The sequence below is a fragment of the Anaerophaga thermohalophila str. Valhall genome, assembly GCF_000250735.1.
GTDB classification, from domain to species: domain Bacteria; phylum Bacteroidota; class Bacteroidia; order Bacteroidales; family Marinilabiliaceae; genus Anaerophaga; species Anaerophaga thermohalophila_A.
Genome location: NZ_AHZV01000334.1, coordinates 15,708 through 31,482, shown reverse-complemented (window position 1 = coordinate 31,482; position 15,775 = coordinate 15,708). Strand labels below are relative to the sequence as shown.

Here is a 15,775-nt window from a genome sequence, read left to right as displayed (position 1 = left end):
AAGAGACTTTTAGGAGTGGACTAATAATTCCTTTGAATTATTGGTGGAGGTTTTGAGCAATAGCCCGGAATATAGTACAGGGCTATTGCTCTTTATTTGCCACTCGTCTGATTCCCTGATCAGGGCTGACCAATCAATTCATGGATTTCGGGGTATTTCTTTTTCAATCGGTACCTGGCCGTTTCTACCCCTCTTACTGAAATGTTAAATATACTGGCCATTTCTTTGTTGGTTAATTCCATTTTTATGAAGGCACACATTCTAAGTTCTTTTGTTGTAATAAAAGGATATCGTTTTTTAATTCGTCAAAGAGCTCCTGATGTACCCGCTCAAGATTAATGTCGAAGAGTTGATATTGTCTTTCATCGTTCAAACTTACCTGGATATTTCGTACAATGTCCAGAATGTTTTTGCGAACTATGTCATTCTTGGCATTTTTCCGGATATTATTGAGTCTTGATTGTATATCAATCAGCAATTCTCTCTTCTTTGCAATTAGCATGGCATTGTTAGCCAGGTCTTTACTTTTTTCAATGTTTTCGGCTTCGATGCGTTCTTTTTCATGTATAATTATTTGATTTTCCCGTTCAATCTCTCTTGCTTTTTGTAGTTCTTTTTCTTCCTGGCGGGTTTTTTCCTTTTCTTTCAAAATGATTTTCTGTATTCGTTTAAAAATACTGAAAGCCAGTGCAAGTCCCAAAGCCGACCAAAAAATGACCCATGGCCAGGTGGCATACCATACCGGTTCAACAGTGAAACTGATTTGTGCAGGCGAAGCAGATTCTCCCGAGAGACTTTGTGCTTTCACTTTCAATGTATAATTGCCGCTCTTCAAAAAAGAAAAGCTGACTTCCGGTTTCTCTTGCCATTGCGCCCATTTATCCATTCGTTCTTCCAGTAAATAGGCATAGCGAATATTGGCCTTGTCCCTGATAAATGATACTGAAAATTTGAAACTTATATTATAGGCATCGTTGGGAATTACTATTGGGGGTTCTAAGGCATCGGGCCGGCGTGTGGCAGTCGAATCTTTCATGCTGAAAGTAACGATTTGAATTTGCGTTTTGGGAAGATTATCCGGACTTGCAGTTTTTGTTGATGCAGGGTTGTAAGCAAACAAACCGTTGGTGGTGCCAATAAGAACCTCATTACTTCCTTTCAGTGGAACAATACACTCCATTCCACGATTGAGAGTTCCTTTCAGAGACAGGAAGGGTCCTGTTATTACCTTGTTATTCTGTTTGTGATTAACAAAGGCTATCTGGTCATCAATAACGCACCATGTAGTGTCTCCGTGTGCAACAAGCTGGCGAATGTTTTTTTCATCTCCCAAAATATTGGTCAATTCCTTATGAGCAACAAACTGTCCCGTGGTTGAGTCGAACGTATAAAGGCCATGATTAGTGGAAAAAATATTCTTGCTTCTCCAACGATGCACGTTTATATTGAAAGAAGAGGGCAATCCGTTCTGCTCATTGAAATGTTCTGTAGAAACCACCCGTGAGTTGGAATCATTGGTCTTTATTCTGAATACTCCTTTATATCCGTGACAAACCCAGTAAGAACGTCGATCGCCTTGAATTGCCATCAAATCACGTGTGGATTCATCGAATCCGTAGATTTTTTCATGCAATACTATGACATTCGAAGGTGTAACCGAAATTAGACCCAAACCATTGTAAGTGCATACAAAATATTGACTTTCCGTTTGTGACACCGGATATAGTTTCCATACTCCGGAGAAGTCTCCTATCTTTTTCACCTGATTGCCGTAAATATGAAACAACCCTCTGTCGTGAGAGCAAAAAAGCTCCTCTTCTATTATTTTTAGAGACCAGGCCTGGCCTTCCAGACTGGGTAGCTTTTCAAATTCACTTAGATTAATGATGTTGTCGGATACCGGTTGATCCGTTCTGAAAACACCCTGGTTTGTGGCTATGTAAAGACGATTTTTATACAAAACAACATCATAGATGGATGATCCCTGAAAAACAGAAGTAAGGTGTGCATTGGGATCGAAAAAATCAAGACCTTTATTCAGTAATATCCAGATAATGCCTTCACGTGCTTCAAAAATATTGAGCACGGTGTGGTCTTGTAAATCGCTAAAGGTGCGGATGTGCCTTAACTGATTGTCTTTGTATTGCCACGAAGACAATTTCTTGCTTAATGTTCCTGTATAAATAGTCCCGGAGGACGAACGAAGAACCGACGTAAAAACCTGGCCTGAGTTTCTGGAACTAAGATTATCTCTTTTCAGAATGGTCCTGGTATTGATATCAACTGTATAAAGGCTTCCTTCTTTTGTAAGGATGAGTATATTGGATGTTGCGTTACCAGGTATAATATTCAGAATCTCTTCATTGTTCAGCAGATTATTTGAAATAAAAGGAGTGAATTGAGATGTACTTACATCCAATGTAAGCAAAATGTTATCCAAAACAAATATTTGATTCTTGCATTCACCGGCATAGCCGAAATAATCTGATGGCTCAATTATCTCGTAATTATTATTACTCAGGAGACATAAATAATCAAAACTCTGAAAAATGATGGTTCCGTTTTTTTCCATGATTTTCCAGACATTCCCGAAATCCCTGTATCTGGATGGAAGATTACCGATTAGTGAGTGGTAAGAAAAACTTCCGTCTGTATTGTTTTTTATTATTCCGAATTCATTAAAACCTCCAGCATAAACTGTGCCGTTGGCTGCACAGTACAAGCTTCTGACCGAGCTGTTGTTGGGCATTGTTGTTTTGTCCCATCTCTCTCCGTCAAATCGCAGTATTCCGTAATTATTGCCAAAATACATCACTCCGGAAGAATCCTGGCAAGCTGTCCAGAATTGAGAATCACTATTGTAATCGGTGTGCGAAAAATGATATACCGGCGGGTTCCCAATTATAATTCTCCTTGCGTTTGACTGGGCTTCAGCGAAAAGTGACAATGAAATAACCACTATTAAAGCACCGGTTCTGAAAATGTACCGGCTGTTTTTTTGCTTGTTCAAATATTCAGGCATAAGAATATTATCTTCTCAATAATAAAGTGCGTCTATGTAAGTCAGGAAATTTTTTAATGAGTCTGCTACTAAACGAGACTTATTAAAGTTGGGTCTGTAATAATGAGTCTGGGCTAAAAGCCTGTCAGGTGTGAACTCATTTTCTTTACATCCATCCAAAAATAAGTATAATTCAGGGGATGGCAAAAGCGTGCATACTACTAAACAACAAGTCAGCATCAGTAAAACGAACATTCCAAAAATTTTCACAACTTATTCCACTTTTCCGGGAAAAGAGTAATTATCGATCATTCATGCAAGTTCTCCTGTAAATCGGGAAAAGCTATTTTTGCACGGATAATAATCTATACTCCTTTAAACCTTTGCAGATATCTGATAATTAAACGATTAACAACACAAATCACAACTCTCTCATCCAAAATCCGTGAGCAATTGTTTAAGATTGCGATGTATTCCTTGCGGATTCGATAAAGTAAATCATCTCTTATGGTCTCATACTTCAACCAAATGAGTGATTTTCTAAATAGTGCCTGTCTAAATAAAAATTTTGCGTCATTGCTTCTCCGCGTTTAGGCTTTTTTTAAATGAGTCTGTTCCTAAGAGAGATTTTTAGGAGTGGACTCATAAATAAAATCGTGGTCAACTTGCCAGATATTGTAATGATGATTACTTTTATGTTCTTCTGGCAACTAAAAGAAGTTAAGTTTTTCGGATAAATTCTAAATAACTATGTTTCAAAAGAAATCTTTGTTAGGTATGCTTTTTTTCCTCTCCGGAATTTTAATGTTTTCGGGCTCTTGTAAAGAGCAATTTGAAGGAGCTCCCGTGACTCTTGAAATTAATGATAATTGGGAATTTTCACAAGCAGGAACCGATGAGTGGATGCCTGCAAAAGTTCCGGGTACTGTTCATTCCGATCTTATGGCAAACGGGGTCATAGAAGATCCTCATTACAGAATGAATGAGGACGATGTGCAATGGATTGAGGATGAAGACTGGATTTATCGAACAACGTTTAATGTGGATGAATCTCTTTTGTCGGGCCCCGATGTTATAGAGCTTGCTTTCAAAGGGTTGGATACTTATGCCGATGTTTTTCTGAACGATACCAAAATTCTGGAAGCGGACAATATGTTTGTCGGTTGGCATGTCGATGTCAGGGAGAATTTGGTAGAGGGTGAAAATGAACTGCGTATCTATTTTCATTCTCCCGTCAAAGAGGGAATGAAAAAATTGAAAGAGTTGGAGTATACTATTCCTGCTGTTAATGAACAAGCGCCCGAAGGGGAGCGGACAAACGTTTTTACGCGCAAAGCACCTTTCCATTACGGATGGGATTGGGGGCCGCGACTTGTTACTTCAGGTATTTGGAAGCCGGTGGTACTGAAAGCCTGGAGCAAAGCTGTTATAGAAGATATTTATGTTCAAACCGATCAAGCCGATGAGCAAACCGCAAAAGTTTCCGGATATGTAACTATAAGCACTACAAAATCAGGCAAATACGCTATCGAGCTGGAGTTGGACGGTGTCTCCGACGGATTTAGTAAAAATGTTGAACTTAAACAGGGTACGAATGAAATACCTTTCGAGTTGGAGGTGAATGATCCCAAATTGTGGTGGACAAACGGACTCGGGGAACCGCATCTTTATAGTTTCAACTTTTCTCTGAAAGACGAAATTCGATTGCTGGATACACATCAACTAAATTATGGCATTCGCACACTTAAACTGGTACAGGAACCCGATGAGACGGGACATACGTTTTATTTTGAATTGAACGGGATTCCCGTTTTTATGAAAGGGGCCAATGTAATACCATCCGAGACACTTACTCCTTTGATTACAAAGCAAAGGTATCAGCGACTTATCAATAATGCGGTTGAGGCCAATATGAATATGATCAGAATCTGGGGAGGCGCCATTTATGGTGATAACTATTTGTACGAGCTTTGCGATGAAAACGGCATTTTGGTTTGGCAGGACTTTATGTTTGCCTGTGCCCTTCAACCGGGCGATGAAGATCATTTGGAAAATATCCGTAAAGAAGCCGAATATAACGTTAAGCGTTTACGTAATCATCCTTCATTAGCATTATGGTGTGGAAACAATGAAAATTTCCACGGCTGGCACGAATGGGGTTGGAAGGAGATGTATGAGCCCGATGTAAGAGATTTTGTCTGGAATACCTACGAAAAGATATTCCACGAAATACTCCCTGGTGCCGTTGAAAAATACGATCCCCAGCGGGCATACTGGCCGTCATCCCCAATGGGTTATGGAGGGACAAAAGCCAACCGGAAATCCGGTGATGAACACGATTGGACCATCTGGTTCGGGCAAAAACCCTTTTCTGCTTACGAAGAAGATGTTCCTCGCTTTGTCAGTGAATACGGATTGCAATCCTTCCCCTCTATGCATACCATTCGTCAGTTCACCGAAAAGCAGGATGAGAGCTATGACTCTGAAGTTATGCGGCACCGTCAGCGCGGAAGAATGCCTTACATCCGGCCCGGTTTTGATGGTAATGATATGATAAAATGGTATATGGAACAATATTATGATGTTCCGGATTCGTTTGAAAATTTTGTTTACGTTAGTCAATTGCTTCAGGCTAAAGCCTATAAAACAGCCATTGAAGCACACCGGAGAAACAAACCTCATTGTATGGGGTCGCTTTACTGGCAGTTGAACGACAGTTGGCCTACCATTTCATGGTCAACGGTCGATTATTACGGTCGCTGGAAAGCTTCACATTATTTTGTGCGTGAAGCCAATGAGCCGATTATGATTTCCCCTGTCAATGAAGATGGCAAGGTCAGGGTTTATGCTGTAAATGATTACCTCCAGTCTATTTCGGGTGAATTGTTTGTGAAATTGATTGATTTTGAAGGAAATATTTTGTTCTCTGAAGAGGTTGAAGCGGAAGTTCCGGCCAATTCTTCAAAGATTATTTTTGAAAATAGTTTGGCAGAAAAAGCAGACGGTCATGAATTAAATTCTCTGCTTCTCTCCGTTGAATTTCAGTCCGGCGGACAGATTATTGCTGATAACCTGCTCTATTTTGAGCGTCCCAAAGCTCTTGAGCTTCCTGAAACAAAGATAGAGATATCTTCAGTAAAAACACCTGACGGGTACAGTGTGACGGTATCTTCCAAAAATCTTGCAAAGAACGTTTTCCTGGACACTCCCGATGGTTCAGGGCATTTTTCCGATAATTATTTTGATATTCTCCCGGGAGAATCGGTGGTAGTTGACCTGGAAACAGATAAGGATCTGGATGTGGAGAATGAGCTGATTGTTACCACATTGAATGATTTGTAGCATAGGGAAAAGCTTGAGGATAGAGGGTTAGAGGCTGAGGCTGAGGTTAAGGCTAAGGCTGAGGTTAAGGCTAAGGCTGAGGCTAAGGCTGAGGCTAAGGTTAAGGTTGAGGTTGAGGTTGAGGTTGAGGGACACCACAGATATCGCAGATTCTTTGCAAGCAAAGCGGCAGAGCCGGGCGTACACAGATTTTTCAATGATATGATTAGATTTTTGGATTGTTAGGGTTGTTAGGATTGTTTGGTTGTTAATTTGTCAGATGATTTAATAACTTATAACATTCTAACAGCATTACCAACATTAACAATCCCCAATTATAGCAGTCGTAACACCTTATTTGATGTAAGATGAAACAAGCATGACAAGGATTGCAACAATAAGAATATGTATAAATGCTTACCTGCGAGTTCCATCAGACCAATAACTTAGACTAATTTTATACTAATGAGTGTCTGTCCATAAAGTACCATTTGCTGTGTTACGCTTGCAGCCAAAATACTTATTTACGAAAAGTAAACTCCATTTTTGGCGGCTTCGCAAGCCTTGCAACTGGCACTTTCTGAACAGACACACATATTGTAAGATTTTTTGAAAGTTTATAGACCAGCAATAATGAAAGTACTTTACATAGGAGGAACCGGAAATATTAGTGCAGCCTCGAGTCGTCTGGCTGTAAAAAGCGGAATTGACCTGTATCTTCTGAACAGAGGAACCGGTTCTGTCAAGATAAAGGGAGCCACTAATATCGTAGCGGATCATTCTGATAAGAATGCTGTTGCAGAGGCCGTTAAAGGACAAAAGTGGGACGTGGTTGTCAACTGGATTGCTTTTACTCCTGAAGATGTTAAACGTGATTTCGAGATATTTAAAGGGCATACCAGGCAATACATCTTTATCAGTTCAGCTTCTGCTTACCAGAAGCCCGGGGGGCATCCTGTTATTACAGAATCTACCCCCCTGTATAATCCTTACTGGCAGTATTCACGCGACAAAATTGCATGTGAAGACTATCTTACCCAAAGATTCAGGAATGATAGTTTTCCCATAACAATTGTTCGACCCTCACTTACTTATGATACTGTTATACCGGTGCCTTTATGTGGCTGGAAAGATTTTACCATAATAGAGAGGATCAGACACGGGAAAGAGGTAATTATTCATGGAGACGGGACTTCACTCTGGACCATTACACATTCAGAGGATTTTGCTAAAGGATTTAACGGACTTTTAGGACACAGGCAGTCTATTGGTCACAGTTTTCATATTACTTCCGACGAGATTATGACCTGGAATCAGATTTATGAGTGGGTGGCCGAGGCTGCCGGTGCCCCCTTAAAGGCTGTTCATATTCCCTCTGATTTTATTGCGCGGTTTGATGAACATTCTTATGGAAGCCTGATTGGTGACAAGGCCCAAAGTGTCATTTTTGACAATTCAAAAATTAAACGTTTTGTTCCCGGTTTCCGGGCTGTCATACCTTTTAGTGAGGGCATTAAGCGAACGATTCGATGGTTTGAGGAAGAACCGGGACGCATACAAATTGATCCTGCCAGAGGAGATTTGGTGGATAGAATTATTGGTGCATATAAACAATGTTTTGGTTGATATAACCATTTTTTATGAGTCCAAAAAGAAAATTACAGGCAGCCGTTATTTCCGATGCCCATCTCGGAACTTTCAATAGTAAAGCCAATGAACTTTATTCCTATTTAAAAACCATACAGCCCGAAATTCTTGTTCTTAATGGTGATATCATTGATGTATGGCGGTTCTCCCGACGCTATTTTCCTACTTCTCACATCAGAGTTGTTCGTTATCTTTTTAAGATGGCTGAGAAAGGAACAAAGATCATTTTTATTCCCGGCAATCACGACGAGGTAGGGCGACGCTTTACCGGAATTGATTTTGGACATTTTCAGATAGATAATAAGATTGTCCTGAATATTGAAGGAAAGTCGACATGGATATTTCACGGCGATGTTTTTGATGTGGTAATGCATCATTCTAAATGGCTTGCCAAGATGGGCTCGGCCGGATATGGCATTTTGGCCGGAATAAACAAGCTGGTTAACTTCTTTTTGGTCTTTTTTGGAGGAAACCCGATTTCCCTGGCAGGAAAAATAAAAGACAAGGTGAAAGGAGGGAAGAAAGATACTGTTTCCAATTTTGAAAGTATGGTCTCACGTCTTGGAATTAGAAAAGGATATCATTATGTGATTTGCGGGCATATACACAGGCCGGCAAAAAAGCGTATTAAATCACCGGCAGGTGCTATCACTTATCTTAACTCGGGCGACTGGGTGGATCATATGACTGCACTTGAATTTGAGAATAATGACTGGCACCTGAAATACTGGGATTCACAAAAAGATGACTCGGTTGAAGAATCCGAAGAGGAAGAGATTCTGTCCGAAACCCTGGAAGATATATTTAATAAAGCTTTTAAAGAAATACTGAAAAGTTAAACGAACATCCGAATTCACGAATTGCAATTTTGGCACACGGGCAATAAGATTTCCTGCTATTGTATCAAATTTTTTCTCATTTCTTTTATTTCCTTAAAAACTGTTGAAAGTCCAACAACCCTACCCCCTAAACATTACCATTCTCCGCTTCATGTAGTATTAACATCGGGTGGTGTGGATGACGCACCATTTTTCTGATAATATGCGGATTGAAAATTCTTTGGAAAAATTTGTGATGGTGCCGGATAAGAGTCAGAAGTGTCGCACCTTTTTCTTCCATGAATTTCAGGATGCTTTTACACAGATCGCCGTCGTGATCTATAAAGTGAAAACTTAATTTGATACCTGGAAAATAAGATGCAATCTTTTCTTCGGCTTCGACCCGGTTCACATATTTGTTCTCCAGAACATTCAAAAAAAGTAACTCGCTGTTGTAGGTATTTACCAGATCAGTGAGTGGCTCAACCATTTTTTGTAAATCTACATCCTGAAGATCGGTTGCAAAAACAATTTTTTCGGGTGGGGCAAATTTTGCTTTTCGTGGGACTACCAACATAGGATGGTGAACATATTTAATAATTTCAAGGGCGTTACTTCCAAGCAGAAAATGTTCAAGAGCAGTTTCTCCTTTACAGCCTAATACGATTAAGTCTGGTTGGTAATCATGAATTTCTTTTCTTATAACTTCTGTCATGGCCCCAAAACGTGAAGCCAGTTCAATTCTGGCATCCGGATGTTTGGCGTGGAGCAATGACAATTCCTTGCGCAGGCCTCGCATACTTTCTTCAGCCATCTCTTCTTTTACCTGCATGATGTAGGGACTGCCACTGAATTCAACATCAAAATTATTCAGGAGTTGAAAATGAACGTTTTGGTCTTCAAACATTTTGAGCGCATAGAGGGCAGCATTCCTGGCAATTTCCGAGAAATCGGTAAGAAGAATAATACGTTTCATGACTGGTGGATTTTGGTGGAACAAAGCTTTAATGTCTTGTCAAGCATAAAATTTACAAATAATTTGACAAAAACGGAAGAAAAATAAAAACTTTGATCACAAAATACGTTCCAGCACAAACACCCCGTGAACGCCTTGTCTGTCTTCACCCGAACCGACGATCTGTCCCATGGCATTGAGCAGACCTGTTCTTTCCTCAGGCACATAATCTCCGTGGCCCTCAGATAAAACAATAACTGAAGTTTCGTTGAGATGAACCTTCCCGTTTTCAATTTTTCCTGTTAGTTTGGTTCTGATAAACATGGAAGGTTCACCCGGAATCATTTCTTTAAATACTAAATGACCCGACAGATTTTTCCCGTTTTGAAACAGCCGTGCTTCGCCTAAGTCCTCGCCATCGTCAAACTCTTCACGAAAGCGCCAGAAGCCGGTTAAATCGGTTGACTGTTTCATGCTCGTTGAATTTTATAATCCCAGAAATTGTATGGACATACCTGAGGCAAAAATGATGATACCTGCCAGGAAGTGTGACAATGGTTGAAGTTTATTGAGATTTACCTGAGCCAATCCCAGGGAAGCAATCCAAACAGCTAACAGCATTGTGCCAACGGTGGCCACAGAAAATACAGCGGTAACCATGATAACGGCATGCATACTTTCATGAGCGGCAGGATACATCAACAAAGGGATTAACGCTTCGCAGGGACCCAGCAGAAAAATTATGAACAGCATCCAGGGAGTGGCTTTATTGCCAGGCGCGTGACTATGGTTTCCCGGGTTCTTGTGTTTGAAATAATGTCTTAATCCCCAAATGGCATAAACCAGTCCAAAAGCGATGAGCCCCCAGGCTGCAAGATTTCCTCTAAAACCCTCAAACCAGGTCAGCTTCTGAAGCTGAATGCCGATTAAAATACCAACAGCGCCAATTATGACACTACTCAGCACATGGCCTACTCCACAAAGAGCTGTTAAACCAATGGTGCGTTTTACGGTCCAGTTGCGGGCTTTGCCCACCATGATGAATGGTAAATAATGATCCGGACCCAGAATAGTATGCACAAAACCAATGCTGGCGGCACTCCAGAGAAGTATTAATAATTCGTTGGTCATTACTTTTTCTCTGACAGGTAAAACTTTAGTATTTTCTTAATTGAATTGCTGCTGATTTTGTTAAAATCAATTTCCTTCGGATTGAAAAACTGAAAATCGGCTATGTCATCGGCTACTTTTATGTTGTCAAAGTTCTTAACTTTGCAGGCATATCCGTAATCGGTCGTAAAAACCGAGTAACCATTATAGATATATTCATTTGGATAGCTTATCAGATATTGCATTTCTGATACATCCAGATTCAGTTCTTCTTTTACTTCTCTTTTTAATGCTTCTTCTCCGCTTTCCATTGGGTCAACGAAGCCTCCCGGCAGGTCCAGTGCGCCGATAGCCGGTTCTACACCTCTCACTGTCAGTAATATTTCGCCTGCATCATTCTCAATAACAGCGGCAACAGCAGCAGCGCTGTTAATGAAAAATTTAAAACCGCAACTGCTACAATGAAACGACTTTGGTGAATCGGGTTTGAAAAGCCCTGAACCACAGCTGGGACAATATTTAAGAATTTTTTCGGGACGTGCCATAAGAAATTGTCTTTTTGCAATATTAACAAACCTGGAACAAAAACAACAAGATCAGGGATGGAAATTTTAATCAGTCCGCATGGTGTATTTTTTACGAAATACCACATTGCAGTAGTCTGTTAACCCATTAACTGTCAATAGATAATTCTTTCTAATCGTTTGTTTTAGAAAGTCTGTTTGAAGTTTAATACAAATCATCATATACCCCTGCCATAATCTGACATCTAAACATCTATCAACACTAAAAACCATTTAAATTCATTGTTACGGTAGGGATAAGAAGTAAGAATCCAAGGATGATCAATATGGTAATGAGTGGCCCTATCCACCTGGCCCATTTCACGTAAGGAATTCGGGCTACCCCCAGTACGCCAATAAGCACTCCGGATGTGGGAGTAATAAGGTTGGTGAAGCCGTCGCCAAACTGAAAGGCCATAACAGTGGCTTGGCGCGACAGACCAATAAGATCGCTGAACGGAGCCATGATGGGCATGGTAAGCGCAGCCTTGGCCGAACCACTGGGAATAATGATATTTATTAAGGTTTGAATGACATACATTACACTAACCGAAGCAATATTTCCCAGGTCTTGCATGCCTCCTGCCATTGCATGTAGTATGGTATGTACAATTTTCCCGTTTTCAAGTATAACGATGATGCCTCTTGCAAGACCAACAATCAAAGCGGCCGACATGATGTCTTTTGCGCCTTCCAGAAACAGGTGAGTGATCCGGTCGGCACTATTGTTCATTGCTATGCCCGATAAAATACCCATGGCGAAAAACAGGGTGGCAATTTCCATGATGTACCAGCCGAAACCCATAACACCGACGATTAGAAACAATATGGTGAAACCCAAAATAACAAGGACAAAGGCTGGTGACGATTTTCTTAAAGCAATGAAACCCATTATGGCAAAAAGTGCTGTAAGTGCGGGTATAAACCAGCCGGTAATGCCTTCGCCTCCTCCTATTTTCAGGGTTGTTGAAGGCCACTGTACCGAAAAGAGGATGAGTGCGGCTAGTAATAAAAAGTATATTACCCACGATGCTTTGTATGTTGCATGATTTGTAGCAGTGCTGTTTTCACTTATTTCATGTCGCCAATGGTGGTCTTCTTCATAAACCGGCGATCTTGCCGGGTCCTTTTTAATACGGGAGCCATACCATAATACGTATGATATCCCCACAATATTGATAACAATCCAGCAAAACAAACGGTATTCAAAACCGCTGAAAAGAGGAAGTCCGGCTAATCCCTGGGCTATTCCGATAGTGAACGGATTCAACACGGCTCCGGCGAATCCTAATCCGGCAGCTACAAACACCATGGCTACCCCCATAATACTGTCATAGCCCATCGAAATAGCCAGCGGGACAAGTATCACTACAAAAGCGATAGTTTCTTCACTCATTCCAAATACAGCGCCAAAAACCGAGAACATGAGCATAATCATCACGATGATCAGATTGTTAGCGCCAATTATCCTGATGGCTTTGTGTTTATCCAGTTTACGGGTGAAATTCAGGAAAGATAAAATGCCAATGTCAATGGCCTTACTGTCATTCAAAATCCAGAATGCACCACCGATCATCAGAATAAAAACAATAATACCCGACTGCTTTTCAAAGCCTTCGAAAAGGGCCGAAAAAACCTGCCAGGTCTGCGGCTGGCTCTCAACTCGTTTGAAAACAACTTCTGGTGCTGAACCATCTTCCGGAATTTCTCCTGCCGGGACATATTCACCCCCGGGCACAAACCATGTGGCAACAGCTGCAATAACAATTAAAGAAAAAACAATAACGTAAGTGTGGGGAACTTTTTTAATCATTGGCAATGGTCTTTCTGTTTAGTCAACTCCAAAAATAGAGTTTTAACTGTGATTATTTTTATATTTGCAGCAAAAAATGATTTCCGGAATTGACGAAAAAGACCTGAGTAAATTTATTGTGGTTGGCGATCGTGTTCTTATTCAGCCTAAAACGCCAGAAAAACGTACCAGGTCAGGGCTTTTTCTTCCACCCAATGTGCAGGAAAAAGAGAAAGTGCATTCGGGGTATGTGATCAAAGTAGGCCCCGGTTATCCTATTCCTGCTATTGCAGAGGAAGATGAACCCTGGAAATCGAAAAATGAAAATGTTCGTTACGTGCCACTGCAACCCAAAGAAGGCGATTTGGCTATTTATCTCCAAAACAGTGGTTTCGAAATAGAATTCAATAATCAGAAATATATTATTGTACCACAATCTGCTATTTTAATGCTTATCAGGGACGAGGGACTGTTTGAGTAGGAATTGGGGCCAGGAGCATGGGGCATTGAGCAGGGTGCAAAGAGCACAGACCTGATCAAAGCAGTCTTCACTAATGCGTTTTCCTCCATGCCCTATGCGCTTTGCTCTATGCATCAGTAAATGCTCAATCTCAACCTCAGCCTCTTCCTAATACTCTCCCGAAAATCGTTTTACAAAATTTCTATAGGCCGTAAATGCCTGGGCTCTTGATATAAAACCAAGATATTTGCCTTTGTCGATGACCGCGATATTGAATCGTCCCGATTTTCTGAACATCTCTACCAGGTCTTCCATGCTGTCGTCAGGACTGATGTAATATTCAGGCATATACATGATGTCCTTTACTTTCACAGTATCATAAAGTTCGGGTTTGAATATTATATCTCTTATATCGTCCATCTTTACCATGCCGTGAAGCATTCCCTTATCATCGACAACCGGGAACAGGTTACGATGAGCTTTAGAAACTACTTTGACAAGGTCTCCCAGCAAGGCATCGGGCGAAATTTTTGAAAAATCGGTTTCTATAAGCTTCGTGACATCCATTAAAGTTAATGCCACCTGGTCCTTATCGTGGGTGAGAAGTTCTTTCCGTCGGGCAAGCTGGTGTGTGTAGACCGAGTTTTTTACAAACGATTTGGCCGTTGCAAAAGAGATGGTAGCGGTTATCATGAGCGGCAGAAAAAGCTCGTACCCGCCGGTAACGTCAGCGATGAGGAACAAACCGGTCAGCGGAGCCTGCAAAACTCCTGCTATGAGGCCTCCCATACCCACCAGTGCAAAATTCTGTTCCGAAAGGCCGTGAAATCCTATCTGGTTAGCTACAAAGGCGAAAAGAAGGCCGGTATTGGCGCCCATAAACAGGGTTGGTGCAAAAATACCGCCCACACCACCACTGCCAAATGTGATGGATGTTGCCACAACTTTGAACCCTATCACCATCAACATTAAAACAACGGTAACCGGCCAGAAATACTGAAGGTTGGAGAATAACTCCTGGTCATAAATAAAAGAAGCGTCGCCGCTTAGGGCTGTGTTGATGATGTCATACCCCTCGCCGTATAATGACGGGAAAAAGAAAAGTAAAACACCTAACATTGCCCCGCCAACAATCAGCCGGGTGGAGGCTTTCTTCATACGCAGAAATATCCGTTCAATGTACAGGTATACTTTTGTAAAATAGACAGCAACAAATCCGGTAATGATTCCCAGAACGATGTAGAACAATAAATCTTCCATTACAAAGGTTTCGGTAATATTTACCGGATAAAGTACCTGTTGCCCCATGAAAAGATAGGAGGTAAGTACTGCCGAAGCTGAAGCCATAAGCAAAGGAACAATTGCTGTGAGGGTGAGATCAAGCATAATCACTTCAAGGGCAAAAACAATGCCTGCAATAGGTGCTTTAAAAATTGCCGACATGGCTGCTGCTGACGCACATCCCAGTAAGAGCGTGATTTGCCTGAAATTGAGTCGAAATAAGCGGCCAACATTGGAACCTATAGCTGCACCGGTCGCAACAGTGGGGCCTTCAAGTCCTACACTTCCCCCAAAACCTACAGTTAATGCACTGGTGACAATGCTTGAGAACATATTATGTCGACGGATTCGGCCTTTCCTTTTAGAAAGGGCGTAGAGCACATTTGGAATCCCATGGCGGACAGGCCGTTTGAGTATGTATTTAATGAATATAACTGTTAAAAGTATTCCGAAAAAAGGAGAAATAAAGAACACATAGGCAGGTCCCTCTGAATGAATTACATTTTGTACCAACACACTGATATAATGAACGCTGTTTTTGATGGCTACAGCTCCCAGTCCGGAGGCGATGCCAACTATAATGCTCAAAAACATGATGAATTGACGGTTGCTGACATGTCTTATGCGCCATTTCAAAAAACTCCCTAAGATTCTGTCTGGTGCTAATTTCCCTTTAATGTTCATGTTTGTTCTTTGTACACCGTGTATTCGGTTTTCCTGTTTCCGCTTGTCAAATTTTGGGTTTAAGTTAATAAAATCTTCTCCACAAGAAAAGCCATTAACGCCCGTCAATAAAGTAAGAAGATGTTTTTCCTGCTTTATAGACA

Annotated in this window: 12 protein-coding genes; 4 read left to right on the top strand and 8 right to left on the bottom strand. The window is 41.0% G+C overall.

Features of this window, described 5'->3' with window-relative positions; all coding sequences use genetic code 11:
* Positions 1–119 precede the first annotated feature (119 nt).
* A complete protein-coding gene (locus OQ5_RS25005) occupies positions 120–242 on the bottom strand; it encodes a hypothetical protein (RefSeq protein WP_255297615.1) in 123 nt (40 codons plus the stop codon).
* A gap of 2 nt (positions 243–244) precedes the next feature.
* Positions 245–3,022 (bottom strand): triple tyrosine motif-containing protein, encoded by a 2,778-nt coding sequence (locus tag OQ5_RS21495; protein ID WP_255297614.1) that lies wholly within the window; start codon positions 3,020–3,022, stop codon positions 245–247.
* Positions 3,023–3,751: 729 nt separating this feature from the next.
* Between OQ5_RS21495 and OQ5_RS0117250 the strand changes: the two genes are divergently transcribed.
* From OQ5_RS0117250 to OQ5_RS0117240, 3 genes are all read left to right on the top strand, one after another.
* A complete protein-coding gene (locus OQ5_RS0117250; protein WP_016778679.1) occupies positions 3,752–6,343 on the top strand; it encodes a beta-mannosidase in 2,592 nt (863 codons plus the stop codon).
* Positions 6,344–6,955: 612 nt separating this feature from the next.
* Positions 6,956–7,948, top strand: coding sequence for an NAD-dependent epimerase/dehydratase family protein (locus tag OQ5_RS0117245; RefSeq protein WP_016778678.1), 993 nt, complete (start codon positions 6,956–6,958; stop codon positions 7,946–7,948).
* A gap of 14 nt (positions 7,949–7,962) precedes the next feature.
* Positions 7,963–8,808, top strand: coding sequence for a UDP-2,3-diacylglucosamine diphosphatase (locus tag OQ5_RS0117240; protein WP_016778677.1), 846 nt, complete (start codon positions 7,963–7,965; stop codon positions 8,806–8,808).
* 127 nt (positions 8,809–8,935) lie between these two features.
* Here OQ5_RS0117240 and OQ5_RS0117235 read toward each other — a convergent pair whose 3' ends face one another.
* The 5 genes from OQ5_RS0117235 to OQ5_RS0117210 form a co-directional block, all read right to left on the bottom strand.
* Positions 8,936–9,763 carry a universal stress protein gene (locus OQ5_RS0117235; protein ID WP_016778676.1) on the bottom strand — a complete coding sequence of 276 codons (828 nt, stop codon included), beginning with the start codon at positions 9,761–9,763 and terminating at the stop codon, positions 8,936–8,938.
* Positions 9,764–9,859: 96 nt separating this feature from the next.
* Positions 9,860–10,216 carry a hypothetical protein gene (locus OQ5_RS0117230; protein ID WP_016778675.1) on the bottom strand — a complete coding sequence of 119 codons (357 nt, stop codon included), beginning with the start codon at positions 10,214–10,216 and terminating at the stop codon, positions 9,860–9,862.
* A gap of 12 nt (positions 10,217–10,228) precedes the next feature.
* Positions 10,229–10,873 carry a sulfite exporter TauE/SafE family protein gene (locus tag OQ5_RS0117225; RefSeq protein WP_016778674.1) on the bottom strand — a complete coding sequence of 215 codons (645 nt, stop codon included), beginning with the start codon at positions 10,871–10,873 and terminating at the stop codon, positions 10,229–10,231.
* A complete protein-coding gene (locus OQ5_RS0117220; RefSeq protein ID WP_016778673.1) occupies positions 10,873–11,397 on the bottom strand; it encodes an NUDIX hydrolase in 525 nt (174 codons plus the stop codon). Before OQ5_RS0117220 ends, OQ5_RS0117225 begins: the two co-directional genes overlap by 1 nt.
* 241 nt (positions 11,398–11,638) lie before the next feature.
* Positions 11,639–13,228: a YfcC family protein gene (locus tag OQ5_RS0117210; RefSeq protein WP_016778671.1), complete on the bottom strand. Its 1,590-nt coding sequence runs from the start codon at positions 13,226–13,228 to the stop codon at positions 11,639–11,641.
* 76 nt (positions 13,229–13,304) lie between these two features.
* On the opposite strand from OQ5_RS0117210, the gene OQ5_RS0117205 reads away from it, so the two are divergent.
* Entirely contained in the window at positions 13,305–13,688 is a 384-nt protein-coding gene (locus tag OQ5_RS0117205) for a co-chaperone GroES (protein ID WP_016778670.1), read from the top strand.
* Between the two features lie 147 nt (positions 13,689–13,835).
* Here the strand turns inward: OQ5_RS0117205 and OQ5_RS0117200 are convergent, their stop codons facing one another.
* Positions 13,836–15,542, bottom strand: coding sequence for a chloride channel protein (locus tag OQ5_RS0117200; protein WP_255297618.1), 1,707 nt, complete (start codon positions 15,540–15,542; stop codon positions 13,836–13,838).
* Between the last annotated feature and the right edge of the window lie 233 nt (positions 15,543–15,775).